The following is a 21,885-nucleotide window of genomic DNA, read 5'->3' on the forward strand; positions in this document are numbered from 1 at the left end:
CATGTCGCGCCTACAGCAACTGCTCGGGGAGATCGCCTCCGGCAAGGGACCGTCCGGCTCGCTGTTTTGTTTTCCGGGTTCAGACGGAGCACCAGAGCGATCGTCGAACGCTGCTGACCTGGTGGCCAAGGCGCTCGGAGTTTCCGGCTCTCTTCAGCGGCAAGCCGCGCCGAAGACCCGGATCGTGATCGCCATGCCGCACGGAGTTGACTTCGTCGCGTCGTTGCTTGGCTGCTTCGGCGCGAACGTCGTCGCTGTTCCCGTGACACTCGCGTCCGCTGAGCCTACCTCGCAGGAGTTGGCGAAGATAGATGCACTGCTGGCGTGCCATAGCGCCGCCGGGGAGGTGTTCGTCCTTACGCGGGATAACCGACTGGCGGGGGCTCTGCTTGCACGCTCCGGTTGTAGCGTCCGGCTCTTAGCGTATGACGAACTTACAGCGGACGCTAGCGCACCTATCTGCCTTAATCAAGCCTGCGAGGAAGACGCCGCATTGATCCTCCTTACTTCCGGGTCGAGCGGTAAGCCGAAGGGGATCATCCTAAGTCATGCCAATGTATTGTACCAAGCGCGTGCCGGAGCCGTGCAGTGGTCGATGAGTGAAACCAGTCGGATTGTAACCTGGCTCTCACCATCGCACAACTTCGGGCTGCATTTCGGCGTGATGGCGCCTCTGTGCTGTGGGACGCAGAGCACGTTCATTCACCCTGTCGAGTTCATGAAGCGTCCGGCCATCTGGTTCGAAACCGTCAAGCGCGTGGGCGCCACTCACATAGCGGCTCCCAACTTCGCATTGGATCTATGGACTGATGCGGTGTCCGTCCTCGACGTCCCCGGCGATGCACTCGGTACGATCACCCACGTGGTCTGCGGCGGCGAACCGGTCCGGAAGCGCAGCATCGAGCGATTCTTCGAAAAATTCCGTAGATCGGGGGCACGAGATCGCACGTTCTGTGCCCACTACGGTCTTTCAGAGACTGGCGCCCTGACGACATGGTGCGAGGGCAGCGGCCCACAATTCTTGGCGGTCGATGGGTCGGAGTTACTGGCAGGTCAGGTCCACCTTGCGCACGGCCGGACGGGGGTGGACCTGGCGAACTGCGGCCGCGTTGCCGACGGCATCACGCTCCGCATTGTACATCCCGAGAGCGGAGTCACGTGTAACGAGGGTGAGGTTGGCGAGATTTGGGTGAAGTCGCCCGGAGTCGCCAAGTCATATCTCGATGACGAAGATGCGGACCGGCAGGCGTTTGGGTGGACGGTAAAGGACACTGGCGAAACCGGTTTCTTTCGCACGGGCGACAGAGGATTCGTACGCGATCGATGCGTCTACATCGCTGGGAGAGAGAAGGATGTCATCATCGTTCGCGGCAAAAATCATTTTCCGTCTCATATCGAGTCAACGATTGCCGAGGTCGCGGCGAAATGCGTATTGAGGCCGGTCGTGTTCGGGCTGGAACAAGGCGACCGTGAGCGCATTATAGCGCTCATTGGAGTTAGTGAGTCGTTGCCTGCGAGCTACTATCCAGCGCTGGCTGCAAAGATTCGCAGACAGGTCGCTGAGATCCATGGTGTGACTGTAGATGAGCTTGCGTTCATCGAGACGGACAAGCTGCTCCCCCCGACCGTTGGTAAGCTCAATAGGCGACCCATCAGAGACGCTTTCTTCAAAGGGAAGCTGGCGACGATATGGTCGGACAAGATGCAACTTCGACCCAATGACGGATACTCTAGCGTCACCTCGAGTCCAGATGACAAGACGGAGGTGATTCTCCGGCGATTGTTTGTCAAAACGCTGGGGGAGCGTGCCCTGCAATATCAGCCCGATACGAATTTTTCGGAGGCGGGGCTGGACTCACTGCAGTGCGTGCGCTTGGCTGGAGAAATAGAGAGCGCCTTCGGCGTTCCATTCGAAGCCACCCATATGTTCAAGTATCAAACTCTGCGCGAAATCGCAGCCCATCTGAGCGGCAGCGGCTTGGGCTCCTCCCGGGGGGTAGCGTCGGCCGAGCCGCCGTCCGCGACGGCTGCTCACCATGTAGCGGGCGCAGCTGCAGCGGCGAACGTCCACCAAGCTGAGCAGATCGCGGTGGTTGGGATGCATTGCGAGTTCCCCGGTGCTGGCGAAGGCACGGAGGCGCTCTGGAACTTCCTGATCGCCGGAGGTGACGGCGTCGGGCTTATCGAGCACCAGCGCCCGGAGCTTTGGGAGGCGACCCGTACCTATGCCGGAATCGACGAGAGTGCGCTGCCGAGGTGGGCTGGACTGCTGAAGGGGGTGGACCTGTTCGATGCGCCGTTCTTCGGGATATCACGCCGAGAGGCCGAGTGCATGGATCCACAGCAACGTAAGGTGCTCGAGTTCATCTGGAAGCTCGCTGAAGCGTCCGGGCATGATCCGATGTCATGGAGTGGAGAGCGCGTCGGCTTGTACGTCGCTGCTCATACCGCGGATTATGGCGAAGTTCTCGCTGCCAGGCCGGACCTGATGGTGCACTCAGGTGCCTACATCGACTCTGGCACGCACCATACCATGATTCCAAACCGTGCTTCTCGCTGGTTCAACTTCATCGGTCCGAGCGAGGTTGTCAACACCGCATGCTCGAGCTCGATCGTCGCGATCCATCGGGCCGTCGAGTCGCTGCGTAGACGAGATTGCTTGTCTGCGATTGTCGTTGGCGTGAATCTGATCCTCACCCCTCGGGTGCTGCTCGCGAGCGCTAGAGCGGGAATGCTCGCGCCGGACGGGCGCTGCAAGACGCTCGACGCCGCCGCTGACGGATTTGTTCGCTCCGAAGGTGTCGCTGGTGTCCTTTTGAAGCCGCTTAGTAGGGCAATGTTAGATGGGGACCAAATCCTCGGTGTCATACGAGGTGTGGCTGTCAACCACGATGGACGATCGAACTCCCTACGTGCGCCCAACGTCAACGCGCAGAAGAGGCTGTTGATATCGGCCTACACCGAGGCTCGGGTAGACCCGGCAACGGTCACTTACATCGAGTTGCATGGGACGGGTACGAACCTCGGAGATCCGATCGAGGTTCAGGCGCTCAAGGAGGGATTCGAGGTACTCAGCCCGGGCGCGTCCCTGGGGCGGTGTGGACTAGGTTCGATCAAGTCGAACATCGGCCACACTGAATCGGCCGCGGGATTGGCAAGTCTTATCAAGGTATTGCTGGCGTTCCAGTACGGCATAATACCAGGAACGCGACACTTCAAGCAACTCAACCCTCGGATCGATCTGCAGAACTCCCCGTTCAGGGTGATGAAAGAGAACGAGCAGTGGTGTGCCGAGGTGGATGCAAGCGGTGACGCACTGCCTCTCCGTGCGGGCATCAGCTCATTCGGATTCGGCGGCGTGAATACGCATTTGATCTTGGAGCAATATCGGACCGCGCCCACGCGAGTTGGAGGAGGTGACCCCATCTCATCGAACCCGGCGCTGATCGTCCTTTCCGCGAGGAACGAGGATAGGCTCAGGGAGCAAGTGCGACAGCTTCTGGAATGGATGCGGCGACGCGAGGCTCCGCCAGATTTGGCCGACCTCGCCTATGTGCTGCTGGTCAGCCGTCATGCCATGGAGTTCCGGTTGGGGGTGGCTGTCAGGCGTGCTGAAGAGCTCGAGGAGAAATTGGACGCCTTCTTGGGCGGAGCACATCATGTTGACGGTCTTTGCTGGGGGGAGGTCCAACGCGATCGACCGTCGTCGCAAACGGACAGCGAAGGAAGTGAGCACTCCGTCGCCGCGTGCGTTCGCGATGGGAAACATATCGATCTCCTCAAGTCTTGGGTCAAGGGCGTAGCGATCGACTGGCGCGAGTTGTACGGGAACAACACGCCGCGCCTCGTGAGCTTGCCGACATATCCGTTTGCGCGTGAGCGCTATTGGGTTCCGGACGCGCCGGCCGCTCCGCGGACGGAGGGCAACGATCGCTCACCGCCACTTCATCCGCTGATTCATCGCAACGCGTCGGACTCGAACGCGCAGCGCTTCAGCTCGGTCTTTTCGGGATCGGAATTCTTTCTCGCCGATCACCGAATTCAAGGCCAGCGAGTGCTGCCTGCGGCCGTACACCTAGAGATGGCTCGGGCAGGGGTTGAGCGAGCTACGGCAGCGCGAGACGCTGGCTGGTGTGTTCGACTGGAGAACGTCGTCTTTGTACGACCCATCGTTGTCGAGCCAGGCGGGATTCACGTTCACGTCGCGCTCGTGTCGCAGGAAGACGGCACCATCGCGTTCACCGTCCACAGCGCTGATGGCAAGATGAAGGTGCTCCACAGCCAAGGCCGCGCGCTGTGGGTGCGCGCCACGAATAGGTGCCAGATTGACCTGGCCAGATTGAGAATGCTGAGCGGCGCGCCCGTCGCTCAGGGACACGAATACTATGAGAGCTTTGCGAAGCGAGGGCTGGTGCTTGGCGCGACGCTTCAGTCTGTGCGCCATATCCACCTCGTTCGGGATGGCGAGGCGGGATCGCCGGTCGTGTTAGGAGAGCTGAGGCTGCCGCGCGAGGTGTCTGGGTCGTTGAGTGAATACGTGCTTCATCCGAGTCTGCTGGACGGAGCCTTGCAGGCAACTCTTGGACTAACTCATGGCGAGCACAACAATGGCAGAATGACGATGCCATTCGCGCTGCAGCGGCTGGACGTGCAGGCGCCCCTGCCCGAGAGAGCATGGGCGGTCGTGCGCTACAGTGAAGGCTCTGGGCCCAATAGCGCGGCACCGAAGATCGACATCAACGTGTGCGATGATGCTGGGTTCGTGTGCGCAAGCCTGATTGGGCTCAGCTCCCGCCTGCTCGAAGGCCGGCCGCTCGTCCACCATGTGCCCGATGAGACCACGCGCCGCGCGGAAGCGGAGCCCCCACGCGAGCTCACGCTGGTCCCAGCGTGGCGAGCGGTCGACCCGGGATGCGGGCCGGTGTGGCCCAGCGTCAAGCAGCAGGTCGCTGTTATCGGCGACTCGAGGCGGTTGCACGCAATGCTTAGCCTGTACCCTGACGCGAGGGTGCTGCCTCTGAACGGCCAAGAGGGCGTCGAGCACATTGCGGAGCGACTTGCGCTGCTCGGCAACATAGAGCACCTGTTCTGGGCGGTTCCGAACGAGCAGGCGGAGCTCTTCAGCGATGGGCTCATCGATGCGCAAGATCGCTGCGTTACGACCGGCTTCCGGTTAGTCAAGGCGCTGCTGTCGCTCGGGTACGGCCACAAGCCGCTCGGTTTCACCATACTGACGGTACAGGCACAGTCCGTCGGGTCGACCGATCAGGTCAGACCCGCGCATGCGAGCGTTCATGGACTCGCGGGTGCCCTGGCCAAGGAGTACGCCCACTGGAGTCTTCGTTTGATCGACTTGCCGGAGCGAGAACCGTGGCCGAGCTGGGAGCAGTTGTTGGCGCAGCCAGCACAGGCACAAGGCAACGCGCTTGTGTACCGCAACGGTAAATGGTTCGAGCCGCACCTCGTCCCCACACGTTTGCCGGAGCCCAACACGCCGGTGTACCGCGCCGGCGGCGTCTACGTAATTGTCGGGGGCGCGGGCGGTCTGGGAGTGGTGTTCACCGAATATCTCATACGCAGTCACCAGGCCCGCGTGGTATGGATAGGCCGGCGAGCAAGGGATGCGGAAATTGCGCGAAAGCAGGAGCACCTTGGAAAGCTGGGGCCTGCGCCGCACTACATCGCCGCCGATGCGTGTGACGCTGCCGCCATGCAAGCGGCTCGCAGAGAGGTCATCGAGCGTTTCGGTCGAGTCCATGGAGTAGTGCTCGCGACGATCGTGCTCCAGGACCGGAGTCTCGCTCGAATGGAGGAAGACTCCTTCCGCGCTAGCCTGAGAGCGAAGGTGAACGTCAGCGTGCAGGCTGGCCGGGCGTTCCAGTCCGACTCGCTTGATTTCGTGCTGTTCTTTTCCTCCGTGCAGAGCATGACGAAGGCGCGGGGGCAGAGTAACTACGCGGCGGGCTGTGTGTTCACGGACGCTTTCGCGCAGGCTTGGGCCCAGCAGGGGGCGCCGATCAAGACCATCAACTGGGGCTACTGGGGCAACGCGGGCGTGGTGGCCTCCCCCGAGTATCGCGAGCGCATGGCGCGCATCGGGTTCGGGTCAATCGAACCTCCCGAAGCGATGGCCGCGCTGCGGCGATTCTTGGGCTCGCCGCCGCAGCAGATTGTTTTTATGAAGGCCACTCGCGCCGCAGCGGCGCTGACAGTTGGCATCGCGGCAGAGGAGCCAGACGGACCGCGGGCCGTGGAGCAAATTCTGCCGCTTCACGTCCCCTATGATCAGGGAGACGCCTCGCAGGACGATCCCGACGGCGTTGGGAAGGCGGAAGAGGAGCAGCTCAATCGGCTGCTCGGGAGACTGCTGTTCGGGCAGCTCCGTGAGCTAGGCTTGTTCGCCCAGACGACGCTTGACATCGCGGCATGGAAGCGAGAGGCGGGATGGCCCGCGAGGTACGACCGCTGGCTCGACCACACCTTGAACCTGCTGCGGGAGCAAGGCTACCTCGGTGCTGGCACGCAAGCGGTTCAGCTGCGACAGGTCGCGGCTGTCCCGTCCATGCGAGTGCTGTGGTCGGAGTGGGACGCGTATAAGGCGCGAGCAGACGAGAAATATCGATGGCGCGCGCGTGTAAGAGTATTGGACTCCAGCCTGCGCGCCTTGTTGGACATTATTCGGGGCAGGCGGAGCGCCACCGAGGTTCTGTTCCCCGAGGGGTCGATGGACCTGGTGGAGGGCGTCTACAAAGGCGACCCCATCTCGGATCATTTCAATGATTTGATGGGCGATCGTCTGGTCGAATACATCGAGCAGAAGCGAGCGCTAAGCCCGCAAATTAAGCTGAGCGTAGTCGAGATCGGTGCAGGTACTGGTGGCACGAGCGCGCGAATGTTAGAGCGGCTGAGGCCGTATCAGGCGAGCATCGCGGTGTACCTGTACACTGATGTCTCGAAGGCGTTCCTGTTACATGCTCAACGTCATTACCTTCAAAAAGCGGCATATCTTAAGACAGGATTGTTCAATGTTGAGCGATCCCCAGCCGAGCAAGGTCTCGCGTTGAGCGGTTTTGACATCGTGATCGCTGCCAACGTGCTGCACGCCACGAGGGACGCCCGTCAAGCGGTCCGCAACGCCAAAGCGCTTCTTCGAGATCACGGTCTGTTATTGATCAACGAGATTAACGGAAGCAGCCTGTTCACCCATCTCACGTTCGGTTTACTCGAAGGCTGGTGGCGCTACGAAGATGCGGCGCTGCGCGTGCCCGGCTCTCCCGCGCTTTCTCCCAGCTCCTGGCGCGACCTGCTGGAGAGCGAGGGGTTCGTCGTAGATGATGACCCCGCATCACTGGTCCAGGGGCTGGAACAACAAATCATTGTCGCACGACGCGATGCTCCTCCTGAAGCACAGCGGCCTATGAGACAGAAAGACTCCAACGTCATGGATTCCAGTGTCTTGCGAAGACGAACCGCGGCGCAGGTGAAGCAGCTGATCGCGAGAATGCTCCAGGTCGACGACAGTGAGATCGATTCCTCTGTGGCGATCGATAGATATGGAGTTGACTCGATCCTAATTGTTGAGCTGGTCAATGAATTGAAGAAGGTGGTCGGCGAAGTCGACGCTGCGATCTTCTTCGAGGCGCCGTCCGTTGATGCGCTGGTGGACTGCCTCATCAAGAATAGTTCGTCGGAGTTGATGGCGTGGGTTGGCATCCAGATATCTCCAGAGACAGACGCCGTCCAGAGGGTTGACGTTCGAGGGGCGCAGACAGTCGCAGAAAACCACTTCAAGGAGTTGGTCGGAAAGATACTAAAGATTGATCCTCGTCAGATCGATGCGTCCAAGACCCTAAACCACTACGGAATCGATTCCATCGTCGTCGTTGAGCTGACGGCCGAGCTGCAGAAGATATTCGGCGAGATTGACTTCTCGCTGGTATTCGAGTCCCAGTCGATCGACGCCTTGGTGCGGCACTTTGCCGCGAGTCGGCCTGATGCGCTCGCGCGATGGGTAAGTTCTGCCGAGCGAGCGGGGGCCGGCGAGGGCGACGTGTATCAGCCGTCGATCGAGCATCTGCGGCAGAAGGCGACGAGCCATTTAAAGGAGTTGATCGGCAGAATAGTCAAAATGGATCCTCGCGATATTGCGTCGCACGAGGAGATGAGTAATTACGGTATCGACTCGATCGTTATAGTCGAGTTGACCAATGAGTTGAGGCGAATGTTTTGCGATATCGACAGCGCGCTTCTGTTCGAGTCGCAGTCGATTGACTCGCTTGTTGATTCGTTGATTGGAGCGCAACCCGATGCCGTGAAAGTATGGGTTGGCATCGAGGGCGAGCGCTCCAAATCGAGTGTCGGCGGCGCAGCGGTCGAACATTCGTCGACGATTGGTGCGATGGCGCCAAATGAATCAATGGCACAATCGCTGCCATCGCGCGCGTCTAGATCCGACCACAAAGAGACGAGTGAGAGGCAGCAGGCCGTACAACTCGATGACGCTGGTGAACGAGACGTGGCCATCATCGGGATGTCCGGACGGTACCCAGGATCTAAGGATGTCGATGAGTTTTGGGAAAATCTGAAGCGTGGGGTGAACTGCATCACGCAGGTGCCTGCCGAGCGATGGGACCACAGCCAGTACTTTGATGAGGCCAAGGGCAGTCGCGGAAAGACGTACAGCATGTGGGGTGGATTCATCGAGGGCGTCGACCGATTCGACCCTTCGTTCTTCGACATCGCGCCCCGCGATGCGGCAGCGATGGACCCGCAGGAGAGGCTGTTCTTGCAGGAGGCCTATCGGAGCATCGAGGATGCCGGTTACACGCTCGCCACCCTAAGCAACAGCAGAAGGGTCGGTGTGTTCGTCGGCGTGATGAACGGACACTATCCCGGCGGATCGCGTCATTGGTCCGTCGCCAATCGAGTGTCCTATTCGTTCGATTTTCAGGGACCCAGCATGGCGGTGGACACTGCATGCGCGTCTTCCTTGACGGCAGTCCATCAGGCCCTCGAGAGCCTGCATAGCGGAACGAGTGAGGTCGCCATCGCCGGCGGTGTCAATCTCATCGTTTCTCCAGACCATTATATAGGCCTATCCTCCTTGGGTATGCTGTCGTCTGGGGACGAATGCCGGCCGTTTGGAGACGGCGCGGATGGCTTCGTCGACGCGGAGGGGTGCGGTGCCATAGTTTTGAAGCCGCTGCGGAGAGCCATCGCTGACGGTGATCACATTTATGCCATCATCAAAGGAAGCATGGTGAACGCTGGCGGCAGATCGATAGGCTATGCCGCGCCAAACCCGAGCGCCTTGGTCGATGTCGTTGATAGGGCAATCAAACAGGCCAGGATCGAGCCGCAAACGATCAGCTATATCGAGGCACACGGCACGGGGACCTTGCTGGGCGACGCCGTTGAAGTGGCTTCGCTGAATAGGGTCTTCCAGGCTCATACGCAGGACCGAGGGTTCTGTGCGCTCGGCTCGGTGAAGTCCAACATTGGTCATTGCGAGAGCGCTTCGGGCATGGCCAGCATCGCCAAGGTCCTTCTTCAGATGAAGCACGGGCAGGTGGTCCCCAGCCTTCACTCCCGGCAGCTGAATCAGTACATAGACTTCAAAAGAAGCCCGTTCACAGTTCAACAGGAATTGACGGTCTGGAAGCGGCCTGTACTTGAGATTGACGGCGAGGTGAAGGAGTATCCGCGTAGGGCTGGTGTTTCTTCATTCGGCGCGGGTGGCGCAAATGCTCATCTGGTGTTGGAAGAGTATGTGCATCGTGCGCCGTCGCCGTCATCGATGGCCGTGTCTCGCTCGCACGTCACCGCGCAGCGTCCGGCGCTCATCGTGCTCTCTGCCAAGACCGAGGAACGCCTCAAGGCTCGAGTAAAGCAGTTGTTGGACTGGATGGCGCGGCGAGAGCTGAATGCGCTGGATCTCGCAGATGTCGCCTACACGTTACAGACAGGCCGCGACGCCATGGAGGTCAGGCTGGCGGCGATCGTCGGCTCGATCGAGGAGCTCACGGCGAAGCTTCAGGCGTACCTCGGCGGGGAGCGGAGAATCGACGCGCTCTACATGGGCGACACCGCCGGCAGTAGGGATGCCATCGCGCTGCTGAGCGCCGACGACGACATGGCGGACGCGATCACTGCGTGGATCGCGAAAGGCAAGTACTCAAAGCTGCTCGATCTGTGGGTCAAGGGGTTGCCGGTCGACTGGAACACGCTTTACGGAGAGATTAAGCCAAGGCGCGTCAGTTTGCCGGCGTACCCGTTCGCCGGAGAGAGATGTTGGATTTCGACGGCGAGCCGCAGCGGCCCGGAGCAAACTTCTGAACAGGCGCAGTGGACTGTATCGACCACCAACAAACCGCAGGACTCATCCGGCCCGCGAACCGACGTCGAGAGGAAGCTGAGTGACCTGTGGCAATCGCTGTTAGGCAGCGGGCCCGTAGGGGTCGGTGCCGACTTCTTCGAGTTGGGCGGAAATTCGTTGCTTGCCACGCAGATGATCTCGCGGGTCCGCGTGCTCTTCGGGGTCGATGTTTCCGTGGCTACATTGTTCGAGTCGCCGATGCTGGAGTCGATGGCGAGTAGAATCGAACAGCTGTCGCAGAGTGAAGGCGGGGCTCGGTCGTTGACGATCGAGGGCGTGGATCGCACGGGAGCGATTCCGCTGTCTTATGCGCAGGAGCGGCTGTGGTTCGTCCATGAACACATGGAGGACCAGCGCACGAGTTACAACATTACGTCCGCGATGCACTTCTCGGGCAAACCGTTCTCGATGGACGCGTTGCGGGCCGCGTTCAATGCCCTGGTGGCGAGACACGAGACGCTGCGCACCTGCTTCAGGGTGCCCGACGGCGCCGTGGAGCCGCGGCAGGTGATCGTGTCGCCGTGGGTGCTGGACATTCCGCTGCTGGACGTGTCTGAAGGAGAGGTCGAACGCCAGCTGAACGAAATGTCTCAGCAGGTGTTCGATCTGACGGAGGGGCCGCTGCTGAAGGTCCGCGTGCTGCGGCTCGCCGAGGACCGACACATCGTCATCAGCAATATTCATCACATCATAGCCGACGGCTGGTCTTTTGGCGTGCTCATCGGAGAGCTGCAGGGGCTCTACGACAGCGAGGTGAGCGGGCGTCGCGCGGAGCTGCCGCCGTTGGCAGCGCAGTACGCAGATTACGCCGTGTGGCAACGCCAGCAAGACCTCAGCGCTCATCAGGAATATTGGAAGTCTACGCTGGAGGGATACGAAGACGGCTTAGATTTGCCGTACGATTATGCTCGCACCGCCGGTCGTGCCTGGCGGGCGGCGACGCTCCAATACACGTACCCAGCGGAGCTGGCCAGAAGACTGGCAGACTTCAGCCGAGCTCATCATTCTACGCTGTTCATGAGCCTGCTGGCGAGCCTGGCCGTGGTGCTGAACCGGTACACGGGTCGAGAAGACCTGTGCATCGGCACGACGATCGCCGGGCGCGATCAAATCGAGCTCGAAGGCCTGATTGGATTCTTCATCAACATTCTGCCGCTGCGCTTGGATCTGTCGGGGGACCCGGGCTTTAGCGGTCTGCTGCAGAGGACGAGGCAAGTCGTCCTGCAGGGGTTCGAGCACCAAGCGTTGCCGTTCGAGCACCTGCTGAGCGCGCTGCGCAAGCAGCGAGACAGCAGCCAGATCCCCCTGGTGCCGGTCATCGTGCGCCACCAGAACTTCCCGTTCGCGCAGATTACGCAATGGTCGAAAGGGGTGGTGCTCGAGAGGTTCGAGCTGACCGGCGAGCGGACCACGCCGAGCGAAATGGACTGGCAGTTCTTTGGTGACGGGAATTCTCTAGAACTGACGCTCGAGTACGCGGCCGACCTGTTCTCGGAGGAGACTGTCATGCGCATGGTTCAGCACCATCGGCGGGTGCTGGAGGTGCTGCTGGACCGGGCTGATGATCAACTGAATGACTTCTGCTTGTTGACGGAGCAGGAGCAGCGGCTGTACGCGTCGCTGAACAATACAGCCTGCCGGATGGATGCGTTCAGGAGCTTGGCTGAGCGTTTTGAATCTCAAGTCGAGGCGACCCCGGACGCGCTGGCGTGCGTCAGCGTGACAGCCGCCGAGCAGCAGGGGGGCGGTGGCGCTAGACGCCTGAGCTATCGTCAACTGAACGCGCGAGCGAATCAAGTCGCCCATTGGCTGCGTGCGATGGGGGTGGGCCCGGAGACTCGGGTAGCGGTGATTTGCGACCGGTCACAAGAGCTGTTGATCGCGATGATGGCGATCTTCAAGGCGGGGGGCTGCTACGTGCCCGTGGACCCGCAGTATCCGAAACACTATATCGAGCAGATCCTCGAGGATGCCGAGCCCCAGGTCATCTTGAGCAAGCGGGCGCTGCAGGCTGGGCACGCCGACGGGCAGCAGGTGCGAGCCTGGCTTGATTTCGACGAGCAGGAGCGCCTGGTCGACGAGCGCATGTCCAGCCTGCCGCAGGAAAACCTCGGGCCCTCCGCGCCGCCTCAGGCGGATCAGCTTGCGTGCTTGATGTACACGTCAGGGTCGACCGGCAAGCCGAAGGGGGTGATGGTGCCGTACTGCCAGATACACAACTGGCTGCAGGCGTCATGGCAACGCTCTCCGCTTGGGCCTGGGGAGGTGATGCTTCAGAAGACCTCGATCGCTTTCGCGGTGTCGGTGAAGGAGCTCTTGAGCGGGCTGCTGGCCGGCGTGCCGCAAGTCATGATCCCGGACGCGGTGGTCAAAGACAGCGCGGCACTGGCGGCTGCGGTGCACCAGTGGCAAGTCACCCGCATTCATCTTGTGCCTTCGCACCTGGGAGCGCTGCTGGAGAGCTTGGGCGAGAGCGCGGCGGCGCTGGGGTCGCTGCAGTGCATCGTCACGGCGGGCGAGGCGTTGCCACAGGGAGTGAGGGAGGAAGTCGAGAAGAAGCTGCCGGGAGTGGTGCTGTGGAACAACTATGGTTGTACGGAGCTGAACGACGTGACGTACTTCCCGGCGAGCGCGTCGGGCGCAAGCCAGGAGCTGGCGAACACGGCCTTCGTGCCGATCGGCAAGCCCATCGCGAACACCCAGGTGTTCGTGCTCGACGAGCAGCTTCGTCGGGTGCCGGCGGGCGTGATGGGGGAGCTGCACGTCGACAGCGTCGGGATGGCACGAGGGTACTGGCGCGAACCGGGTTTGACGGCAGAGCGCTTCATCGTCAACCCCTACAGCAGCACGCCAGGCGCGCGCCTTTACAAGACTGGGGATATGGTGCGCTTGCTGGCACACGGCTCGCTCGAGTACCTCGGTAGGCGAGACTACGAAATCAAAGTGCGCGGACATCGGGTCGACGTTCGTCACGTCGAAAAGGTGGCGACCGCTCATCGGTCGATCCAGCAGGCGGTGGTCACCGGTTGGCCTCCGGTGTCCAGCGGCGCCCAGCTCGCGGCCTACCTCGTCGCCGAGCCGAACCAGGTCGTGGACACGCAGGAGATCCGGCGGCATCTGTCGGAGCACCTGCCGACCTACATGGTGCCCACCCTGTACACGGTCGTCGACGCGCTGCCCAAGCTGCCCAACGGCAAGCTCGACAGGCAAGGCCTGCCGCCGCCGGACGTGTCCGGCAGCCGCGAGGACTACGTCGCGCCACGGAACGAACTCGAACGACGGCTGGCCGACATCTTCGGCGACGTCCTCGGCGTCCAGCTCGTCGGCGCCTACGATGACTTCTTCAACCTCGGCGGCCATTCCCTATTGGCGTCGCAGGTGGCGACGAGAGTAGAGAAGGAACTGGACGTTCACATCCCGATGGCGGCTCTGTTTCAACGGCCGACCGTCGAACTGCTCAGCGAGTTTGTCCGAGCGCAAGATAGGGATGCCGCATGGGCGATAGGTCCTGCGGAAAACCATCATTCTCCAGCAGTGCTCTCGTTCGCGCAGGAGAGGATGTGGTTTCTGCACAAGTTCGTCAAAGGCGTACCATACAACACGCCCGGCCTCGCGCTGCTGACGGGAGATATCGATGTCGAGGCTCTGAAGAGCGCAATCAGGACCGTCATCAAACGCCATACGCCGCTCCGAACGAACTTCGTCGAGGTGGACGGAGCGCCGTTTCAGATCGTGAGTAGCGAAGCCGGTTTTGAATTGCCAATGACGCCGATTCGCGACAAGGCGGAGCTCGACAATCTCTTGCGGATCGAGCTCATGACGCCGTTCGATCTGGAGCGGGATCTGCCGATTCGGGCCAATCTGTACCGCATCGATCAGAATCGTCACTATATGGCGGTGACGATCCATCATATTGCTTTTGATGGATGGTCGTTGCCAATATTCTTCCACGAGGTCGCCGCGTGTTACTCAGCCTACCTGCGAGGAGGCGATTGTCCGCTTGGTGATCTTAAGATCGAGTATGCGGACTATGCGAGGTGGGAACGGGAGTTCTTCAAGGATGAAACCCTGGAGGAGCATCTTCGTTACTGGAGGGCGCAGCTCGCCGGTGTCGAGCCTTTGGTCCTGCCGACCACATATCCGAGGCCACCGTTCCAAAGCTTCGCGGGTGGGATCGTCACCTTTGAGATAGACAGTGATGTCACGGGCCGACTGAAGGTGTTGTGTGCCGAGTCCGGGGCCACCGTCTATATGGTGTTGCTCAGCGCGCTCGGTCTTCTGCTGGCCCGCTACTCTGGTCAAGATGATATATGCCTCGGCAGCCCTGTGGCGAATCGCAACCGGGCTGAGGTTCAGGATCTTATCGGCCTGTTTGTTAATACCTTGGTCATGAGGGTGAACGTCGGTGGGAACCCGCGCTTCATCGAATTGCTAGGCAGGGTTCAGCAGACGGCGCATGATGCATATGCGCATCAAGACGTGCCATTCGAGAAGATCGTGGACGATCTCCAGATGGCTAGAGACACCGCGCGCTCTCCTCTCGTCCAGGTGATGCTCAACTTTCAAAACACACCGGCTGGTGATCTGGATTTGCCGGGGCTGATCGTTACCCCGATGCCGATCCACAACGGAACGGCCAAGTTCGAAATCACCGTGGACATCACGCAGACGAGCAGAGGCCTGTCTGGATTCGTCGAGTATGCATCGGACGTGTACAGTCAGGCATTCATCGAGCGTCTGATCGGTCATTATAAGGTGTTGCTTGACGCCGTTTTAAGAGAACCGCGCGCGTTTGTCGACGAATTACCGCTGTTAACCCGACAGGAGCGACGGGAGCTGCTGCCGAGATATGAGGAGCATCGCGTCGTCCTCGAACAAGTTGAATACATTCATCGAATCTTCGAGAGGCGCGTGCAGGAGCACCCGCACGAGCGGGCGGTGCGCTGTGGCGATGAGCAGATTACGTTTTCTGATCTGGACCTCCGTGCGAACCGTATCGCGAAGCATCTGAGGAGCTATGGTGTAAAACCGGACACTCTGGTGGCGCTGTGCGTAGAACGCTCGATAGATATGGTGGTTGGTGTACTCGGCATCTTGAAGGCAGGCGGTGCTTACGTGCCTATCGATGCCAATTCGTCGCCAGGCGATATTTACCGTCTGTTGTATGAATCCCAGGTCGGTATTGTTGTTACTAAATCTCATCTGCTTAGTAGTATTCCCGTGGATGACCAGAAAATTTTGGTGATCGACGCGGCCGAGGATGCGCATGGGATAGCAGCCCCGCTTGACCGACGTCCGGGAGATGAGGTGGTCGATGTTGCTTTGACTCCCGAGTGCCTGGCCTACGTCAACTTCGTGTCCCACGATGGCGCGGTTGCAAGTGGCGTTATGGTCGATCACGGAGCTATCGTTAGTCGATTGGTTCACTGCCACAGGAATTACTTCGCTGGCTCATCGCATCGATTCCTTCTCAAGGCGCCATTTGCGCTCGACCTCTGCACCGCTGAGCTGCTCCAGTGGATTGTCAGCGGTGGAACGTTGAGCATTCTCAATGCCGGAGCCGATCATCAACCGTCCGCTCTTATCGGTCAGGTGAGCGCGGACTTCGTTTCAGTTATATATGTAGTCCCGTCTTTGCTGTCTGGATTGCTGCAACACATCGACCGGAATCGGCAGGATATCGACCGCCTTAAGACGTTGCGCTTCATCATCTGCGGCGGCGACTTGCTCTTTGATAGCGTGGTCCAACGGTTCAGCGATCTGATGCGGTCCGGTGGTGTCGACGTGAGGATCGTCAACGCATACGGTACGAAGGAAACAGGAATGGGGGCGAGCTACCTCGATTGCACTCCGGTAGGTAATGCATGCGTGCCGGGGAGTAGTCCAGCGCGGCTCTCATGGGGTAGGGTACCTATAGGTGAGCCGGCGGCGAACACGCAGCTTCACGTGCTACTTGCAAATGGTGAGCCGTCTCCGGAGGGCGTACCCGGACAGCTCTATGTAGGGGGAGCGCAATTGGCACGGGGCTATCACAACGATCCGGTGGCGACAAATCGTGATTTTGTGATACCTCCGTTCCGGCAACAGGCGGACGGTGGATCGCAACGGCTTTACAGGACGGGAGACCTAGCCCGCCGGCTCCAGGGTGGTGGGATCGAGGTCATTGGTCGCGTCGATGACGAAGACAGGATCCGGGACCGTAGGGTCGATCTCGGGTTCATCGAGTCGCAAATACGCCGTCTTTCCGTTGTTCACGATGCAGTTGTCGTTTACCGGGAGGATCTCCAGGAGAAGGCCAGGTTGGTGGCGTACGTCGTGCTGCAAGGCAAGACCTCGATCGATGACAGAGGGCGTGCGGATCGCTCCGGGCGGGGGGCGGGCGGCGTGCGCGACGGGCGAGAGAGCCTGATCGCTTCGATGAACGCGGAGCTTCGGGCGAGTTTGACGGATTACATGCTGCCCACGGTGTACGTGTTCATGGACAGCTTGCCGTTAACGGTCCATGGAAGAATCGACAAGAAGGCCTTGCCGAGACCGGAGTATGACGTCGACGCAAATTCCAGGGACTGCGTGGCTCCACGGAACGAAGTCGAGGAGGGCCTCGCAAGAGTATGGCAACAAGTTCTGAGGCTGACGCAGGTCGGAGTCAAAGATAACTTTTTTGATCTGGGTGGGCACTCGATTCTCGCCATACAGCTCATCTCGAGCATTCGCAAGTACCTGGAGGTCGAGGTTCCGGTTACTCTAATATTCGAGTCGCCGATGCTGGAGTCGATGGCGAGTAGAATCGAACAGCTGTCGCAGAGTGAAGGCGGGGCTCGGTCGTTGACGATCGAGGGCGTGGATCGCACGGGAGCGATTCCGCTGTCTTATGCGCAGGAGCGGCTGTGGTTCGTCCATGAACACATGGAGGACCAGCGCACGAGTTACAACATTACGTCCGCGATGCACTTCTCGGGCAAACCGTTCTCGATGGACGCGTTGCGGGCCGCGTTCAATGCCCTGGTGGCGAGACACGAGACGCTGCGCACCTGCTTCAGGGTGCCCGACGGCGCCGTGGAGCCGCGGCAGGTGATCGTGTCGCCGTGGGTGCTGGACATTCCGCTGCTGGACGTGTCTGAAGGAGAGGTCGAACGCCAGCTGAACGAAATGTCTCAGCAGGTGTTCGATCTGACGGAGGGGCCGCTGCTGAAGGTCCGCGTGCTGCGGCTCGCCGAGGACCGACACATCGTCATCAGCAATATTCATCACATCATAGCCGACGGCTGGTCTTTTGGCGTGCTCATCGGAGAGCTGCAGGGGCTCTACGACAGCGAGGTGAGCGGGCGTCGCGCGGAGCTGCCGCCGTTGGCAGCGCAGTACGCAGATTACGCCGTGTGGCAACGCCAGCAAGACCTCAGCGCTCATCAGGAATATTGGAAGTCTACGCTGGAGGGATACGAAGACGGCTTAGATTTGCCGTACGATTATGCTCGCACCGCCGGTCGTGCCTGGCGGGCGGCGACGCTCCAATACACGTACCCAGCGGAGCTGGCCAGAAGACTGGCAGACTTCAGCCGAGCTCATCATTCTACGCTGTTCATGAGCCTGCTGGCGAGCCTGGCCGTGGTGCTGAACCGGTACACGGGTCGAGAAGACCTGTGCATCGGCACGACGATCGCCGGGCGCGATCAAATCGAGCTCGAAGGCCTGATTGGATTCTTCATCAACATTCTGCCGCTGCGCTTGGATCTGTCGGGGGACCCGGGCTTTAGCGGTCTGCTGCAGAGGACGAGGCAAGTCGTCCTGCAGGGGTTCGAGCACCAAGCGTTGCCGTTCGAGCACCTGCTGAGCGCGCTGCGCAAGCAGCGAGACAGCAGCCAGATCCCCCTGGTGCCGGTCATCGTGCGCCACCAGAACTTCCCGTTCGCGCAGATTACGCAATGGTCGAAAGGGGTGGTGCTCGAGAGGTTCGAGCTGACCGGCGAGCGGACCACGCCGAGCGAAATGGACTGGCAGTTCTTTGGTGACGGGAATTCTCTAGAACTGACGCTCGAGTACGCGGCCGACCTGTTCTCGGAGGAGACTGTCATGCGCATGGTTCAGCACCATCGGCGGGTGCTGGAGGTGCTGCTGGACCGGGCTGATGATCAACTGAATGACTTCTGCTTGTTGACGGAGCAGGAGCAGCGGCTGTACGCGTCGCTGAACAATACAGCCTGCCGGATGGATGCGTTCAGGAGCTTGGCTGAGCGTTTTGAATCTCAAGTCGAGGCGACCCCGGACGCGCTGGCGTGCGTCAGCGTGACAGCCGCCGAGCAGCAGGGGGGCGGTGGCGCTAGACGCCTGAGCTATCGTCAACTGAACGCGCGAGCGAATCAAGTCGCCCATTGGCTGCGTGCGATGGGGGTGGGCCCGGAGACTCGGGTAGCGGTGATTTGCGACCGGTCACAAGAGCTGTTGATCGCGATGATGGCGATCTTCAAGGCGGGGGGCTGCTACGTGCCCGTGGACCCGCAGTATCCGAAACACTATATCGAGCAGATCCTCGAGGATGCCGAGCCCCAGGTCATCTTGAGCAAGCGGGCGCTGCAGGCTGGGCACGCCGACGGGCAGCAGGTGCGAGCCTGGCTTGATTTCGACGAGCAGGAGCGCCTGGTCGACGAGCGCATGTCCAGCCTGCCGCAGGAAAACCTCGGGCCCTCCGCGCCGCCTCAGGCGGATCAGCTTGCGTGCTTGATGTACACGTCAGGGTCGACCGGCAAGCCGAAGGGGGTGATGGTGCCGTACTGCCAGATACACAACTGGCTGCAGGCGTCATGGCAACGCTCTCCGCTTGGGCCTGGGGAGGTGATGCTTCAGAAGACCTCGATCGCTTTCGCGGTGTCGGTGAAGGAGCTCTTGAGCGGGCTGCTGGCCGGCGTGCCGCAAGTCATGATCCCGGACGCGGTGGTCAAAGACAGCGCGGCACTGGCGGCTGCGGTGCACCAGTGGCAAGTCACCCGCATTCATCTTGTGCCTTCGCACCTGGGAGCGCTGCTGGAGAGCTTGGGCGAGAGCGCGGCGGCGCTGGGGTCGCTGCAGTGCATCGTCACGGCGGGCGAGGCGTTGCCACAGGGAGTGAGGGAGGAAGTCGAGAAGAAGCTGCCGGGAGTGGTGCTGTGGAACAACTATGGTTGTACGGAGCTGAACGACGTGACGTACTTCCCGGCGAGCGCGTCGGGCGCAAGCCAGGAGCTGGCGAACACGGCCTTCGTGCCGATCGGCAAGCCCATCGCGAACACCCAGGTGTTCGTGCTCGACGAGCAGCTTCGTCGGGTGCCGGTGGGCGTGATGGGGGAGCTGCACGTCGACAGCGTCGGGATGGCACGAGGGTACTGGCGCGAACCGGGTTTGACGGCAGAGCGCTTCATCGTCAACCCCTACAGCAGCACGCCAGGCGCGCGCCTTTACAAGACTGGGGATATGGTGCGCTTGCTGGCACACGGCTCGCTCGAGTACCTCGGTAGGCGAGACTACGAAATCAAAGTGCGCGGACATCGGGTCGACGTTCGTCACGTCGAAAAGGTGGCGACCGCTCATCGGTCGATCCAGCAGGCGGTGGTCACCGGTTGGCCTCCGGTGTCCAGCGGCGCCCAGCTCGCGGCCTACCTCGTCGCCGAGCCGAACCAGGTCGTGGACACGCAGGAGATCCGGCGGCATCTGTCGGAGCACCTGCCGACCTACATGGTGCCCACCCTGTACACGGTCGTCGACGCGCTGCCCAAGCTGCCCAACGGCAAGCTCGACAGGCAAGGCCTGCCGCCGCCGGACGTGTCCGGCAGCCGCGAGGACTACGTCGCGCCACGGAACGAACTCGAACGACGGCTGGCCGACATCTTCGGCGACGTCCTCGGCGTCCAGCTCGTCGGCGCCTACGATGACTTCTTCAACCTCGGCGGCCATTCCCTATTGGCGTCGCAGCTCATATCTAGGATTAGGCAAGTATTCCGGGTCGAGCTGGCCATGACGACGGTCTTTGAACATCCAGAAGTTGAGCAGCTCGCTCAGCGCGTCGAGCTGAAGCTGCGAGAAGAGTCCAGCTCGCTCCTCCTCGACGGTATACAGCCGGTCGACCGCTCTCAGGATATCCCGCTGTCATACCTGCAAGAGCGCTTGTGGTTTGTACACCACCATATGGAAGAGCAGAGGACCAGCTACAACGGTACCATCGCCCTTAGACTGCGAGGCCCGCTGTCGATCGTCGCGCTTAGGGCAGCGTTCAACGCGTTGGCTGCTCGGCATGAGGCCCTGCGCACCACCTTCAGGAGCCGAAATGGCAACTCCGAGCCTGTTCAGGTAATCCATGAACCGACGGATTTGGAGATACCTGTCCAAGAGGCCAGCGAGGCCGACGTCCTCGCGCAGGTTGACGACCTTGCTAGCCATGTTTACGACCTCGTGAATGGTCCGCTCTTCATGGTTCGCATCCTCAGGCTGTCAGAGGATCACCACGTGTTGTTGATCGGAATGCACCATATCATCTACGATGCCTGGTCGCAGTTCAACGTCATGAGTCGCGACGTCGGACTGTTGTACACGGCGTATGTCACTGGAGTGAAGGTCGATCTGCCCGCGCTTCCTATCCAGTACGCCGACTATTCGCTGTGGCAGCGTAAACAGAATTTCGACCGACATGTTGCCTATTGGAAAGCGGCGTTGAGTGGCTACAGGGACGGTCTCGATCTTCCGTACGACTACCCTCGGCCGCCCAGCCGCACCTGGCACGCAGCGAGTATCACCTTCAGCTATCCGGAGCCCCTGGCCAGGGAGTTCGCCAAGTTCACTCGAGCCCATCAGTCGACCTTGTTTATGGGTCTTCTGACGAGCTTTGCGATAGTCCTCCGACACTTCACGGGTCGTGACGACATTTGTATTGGGACCACGACCGCTGGTCGAAGCCACGTCGAGTTGGAGAACCTCATCGGCTTCTTCATCAACGTACTTCCTTTGCGTGTCGATCTTTCCGGCGATCCGGACGTCGCCGAGATTATGCGACGTGCGAAGCGTACCGTGTTGGGGGCATTCGAACATCAAGCTTTGCCGTTCGAACGCTTGCTGAGCGCGCTGCATATCCCGCGTGATAGCAGTCAGATTCCCCTGGTCCCCGTCGTGCTCCGGCATCAGAACTTCCCGACGGCGATGTCGGATAATTGGCATGGCGGACTGACGATGGAGGTGATTGAGCGCGATGAGCGCACCACGCCCAATGAGCTAGACCTTCAGTTCTTCGGCGATGACTCGTACCTAAGGGTGACTGTGGAATACGCGGCGGAGCTGTTCTCAGAGGCAACTGTCCGACGTATCATACAACACCATCGTCGAGCTATGGAGTTTATGGTTCGATCTTTGGCTAACGGTGCGCCAAAATCCAGCACTCCGTCTTCGGATCGGACCCAGAAGAGGGACGACGAGCCTGCTGCTTCGGGCTTAGCGCAGCGGGACGACCACCGACCCTGATAGATGGAGAACACCGGTGGTTATCCAATCTC

General features: G+C 60.6%; 1 protein-coding gene. It reads left to right on the forward strand.

Features of this window, described 5'->3' with window-relative positions; translation table 11 throughout:
- The first annotated feature begins 1 nt into the window (after position 1).
- Complete coding sequence (locus tag WMF43_RS04545) at positions 2–21,853, forward strand: amino acid adenylation domain-containing protein (RefSeq protein WP_437677704.1); 21,852 nt, start codon at positions 2–4, stop codon at positions 21,851–21,853.
- The last annotated feature ends 32 nt before the right edge of the window (positions 21,854–21,885 follow it).

The sequence above is a fragment of the Sorangium sp. So ce131 genome (genome assembly GCF_051519095.1).
Taxonomy (GTDB): Bacteria; Myxococcota_A; Polyangia; order Polyangiales; family Polyangiaceae; genus Sorangium.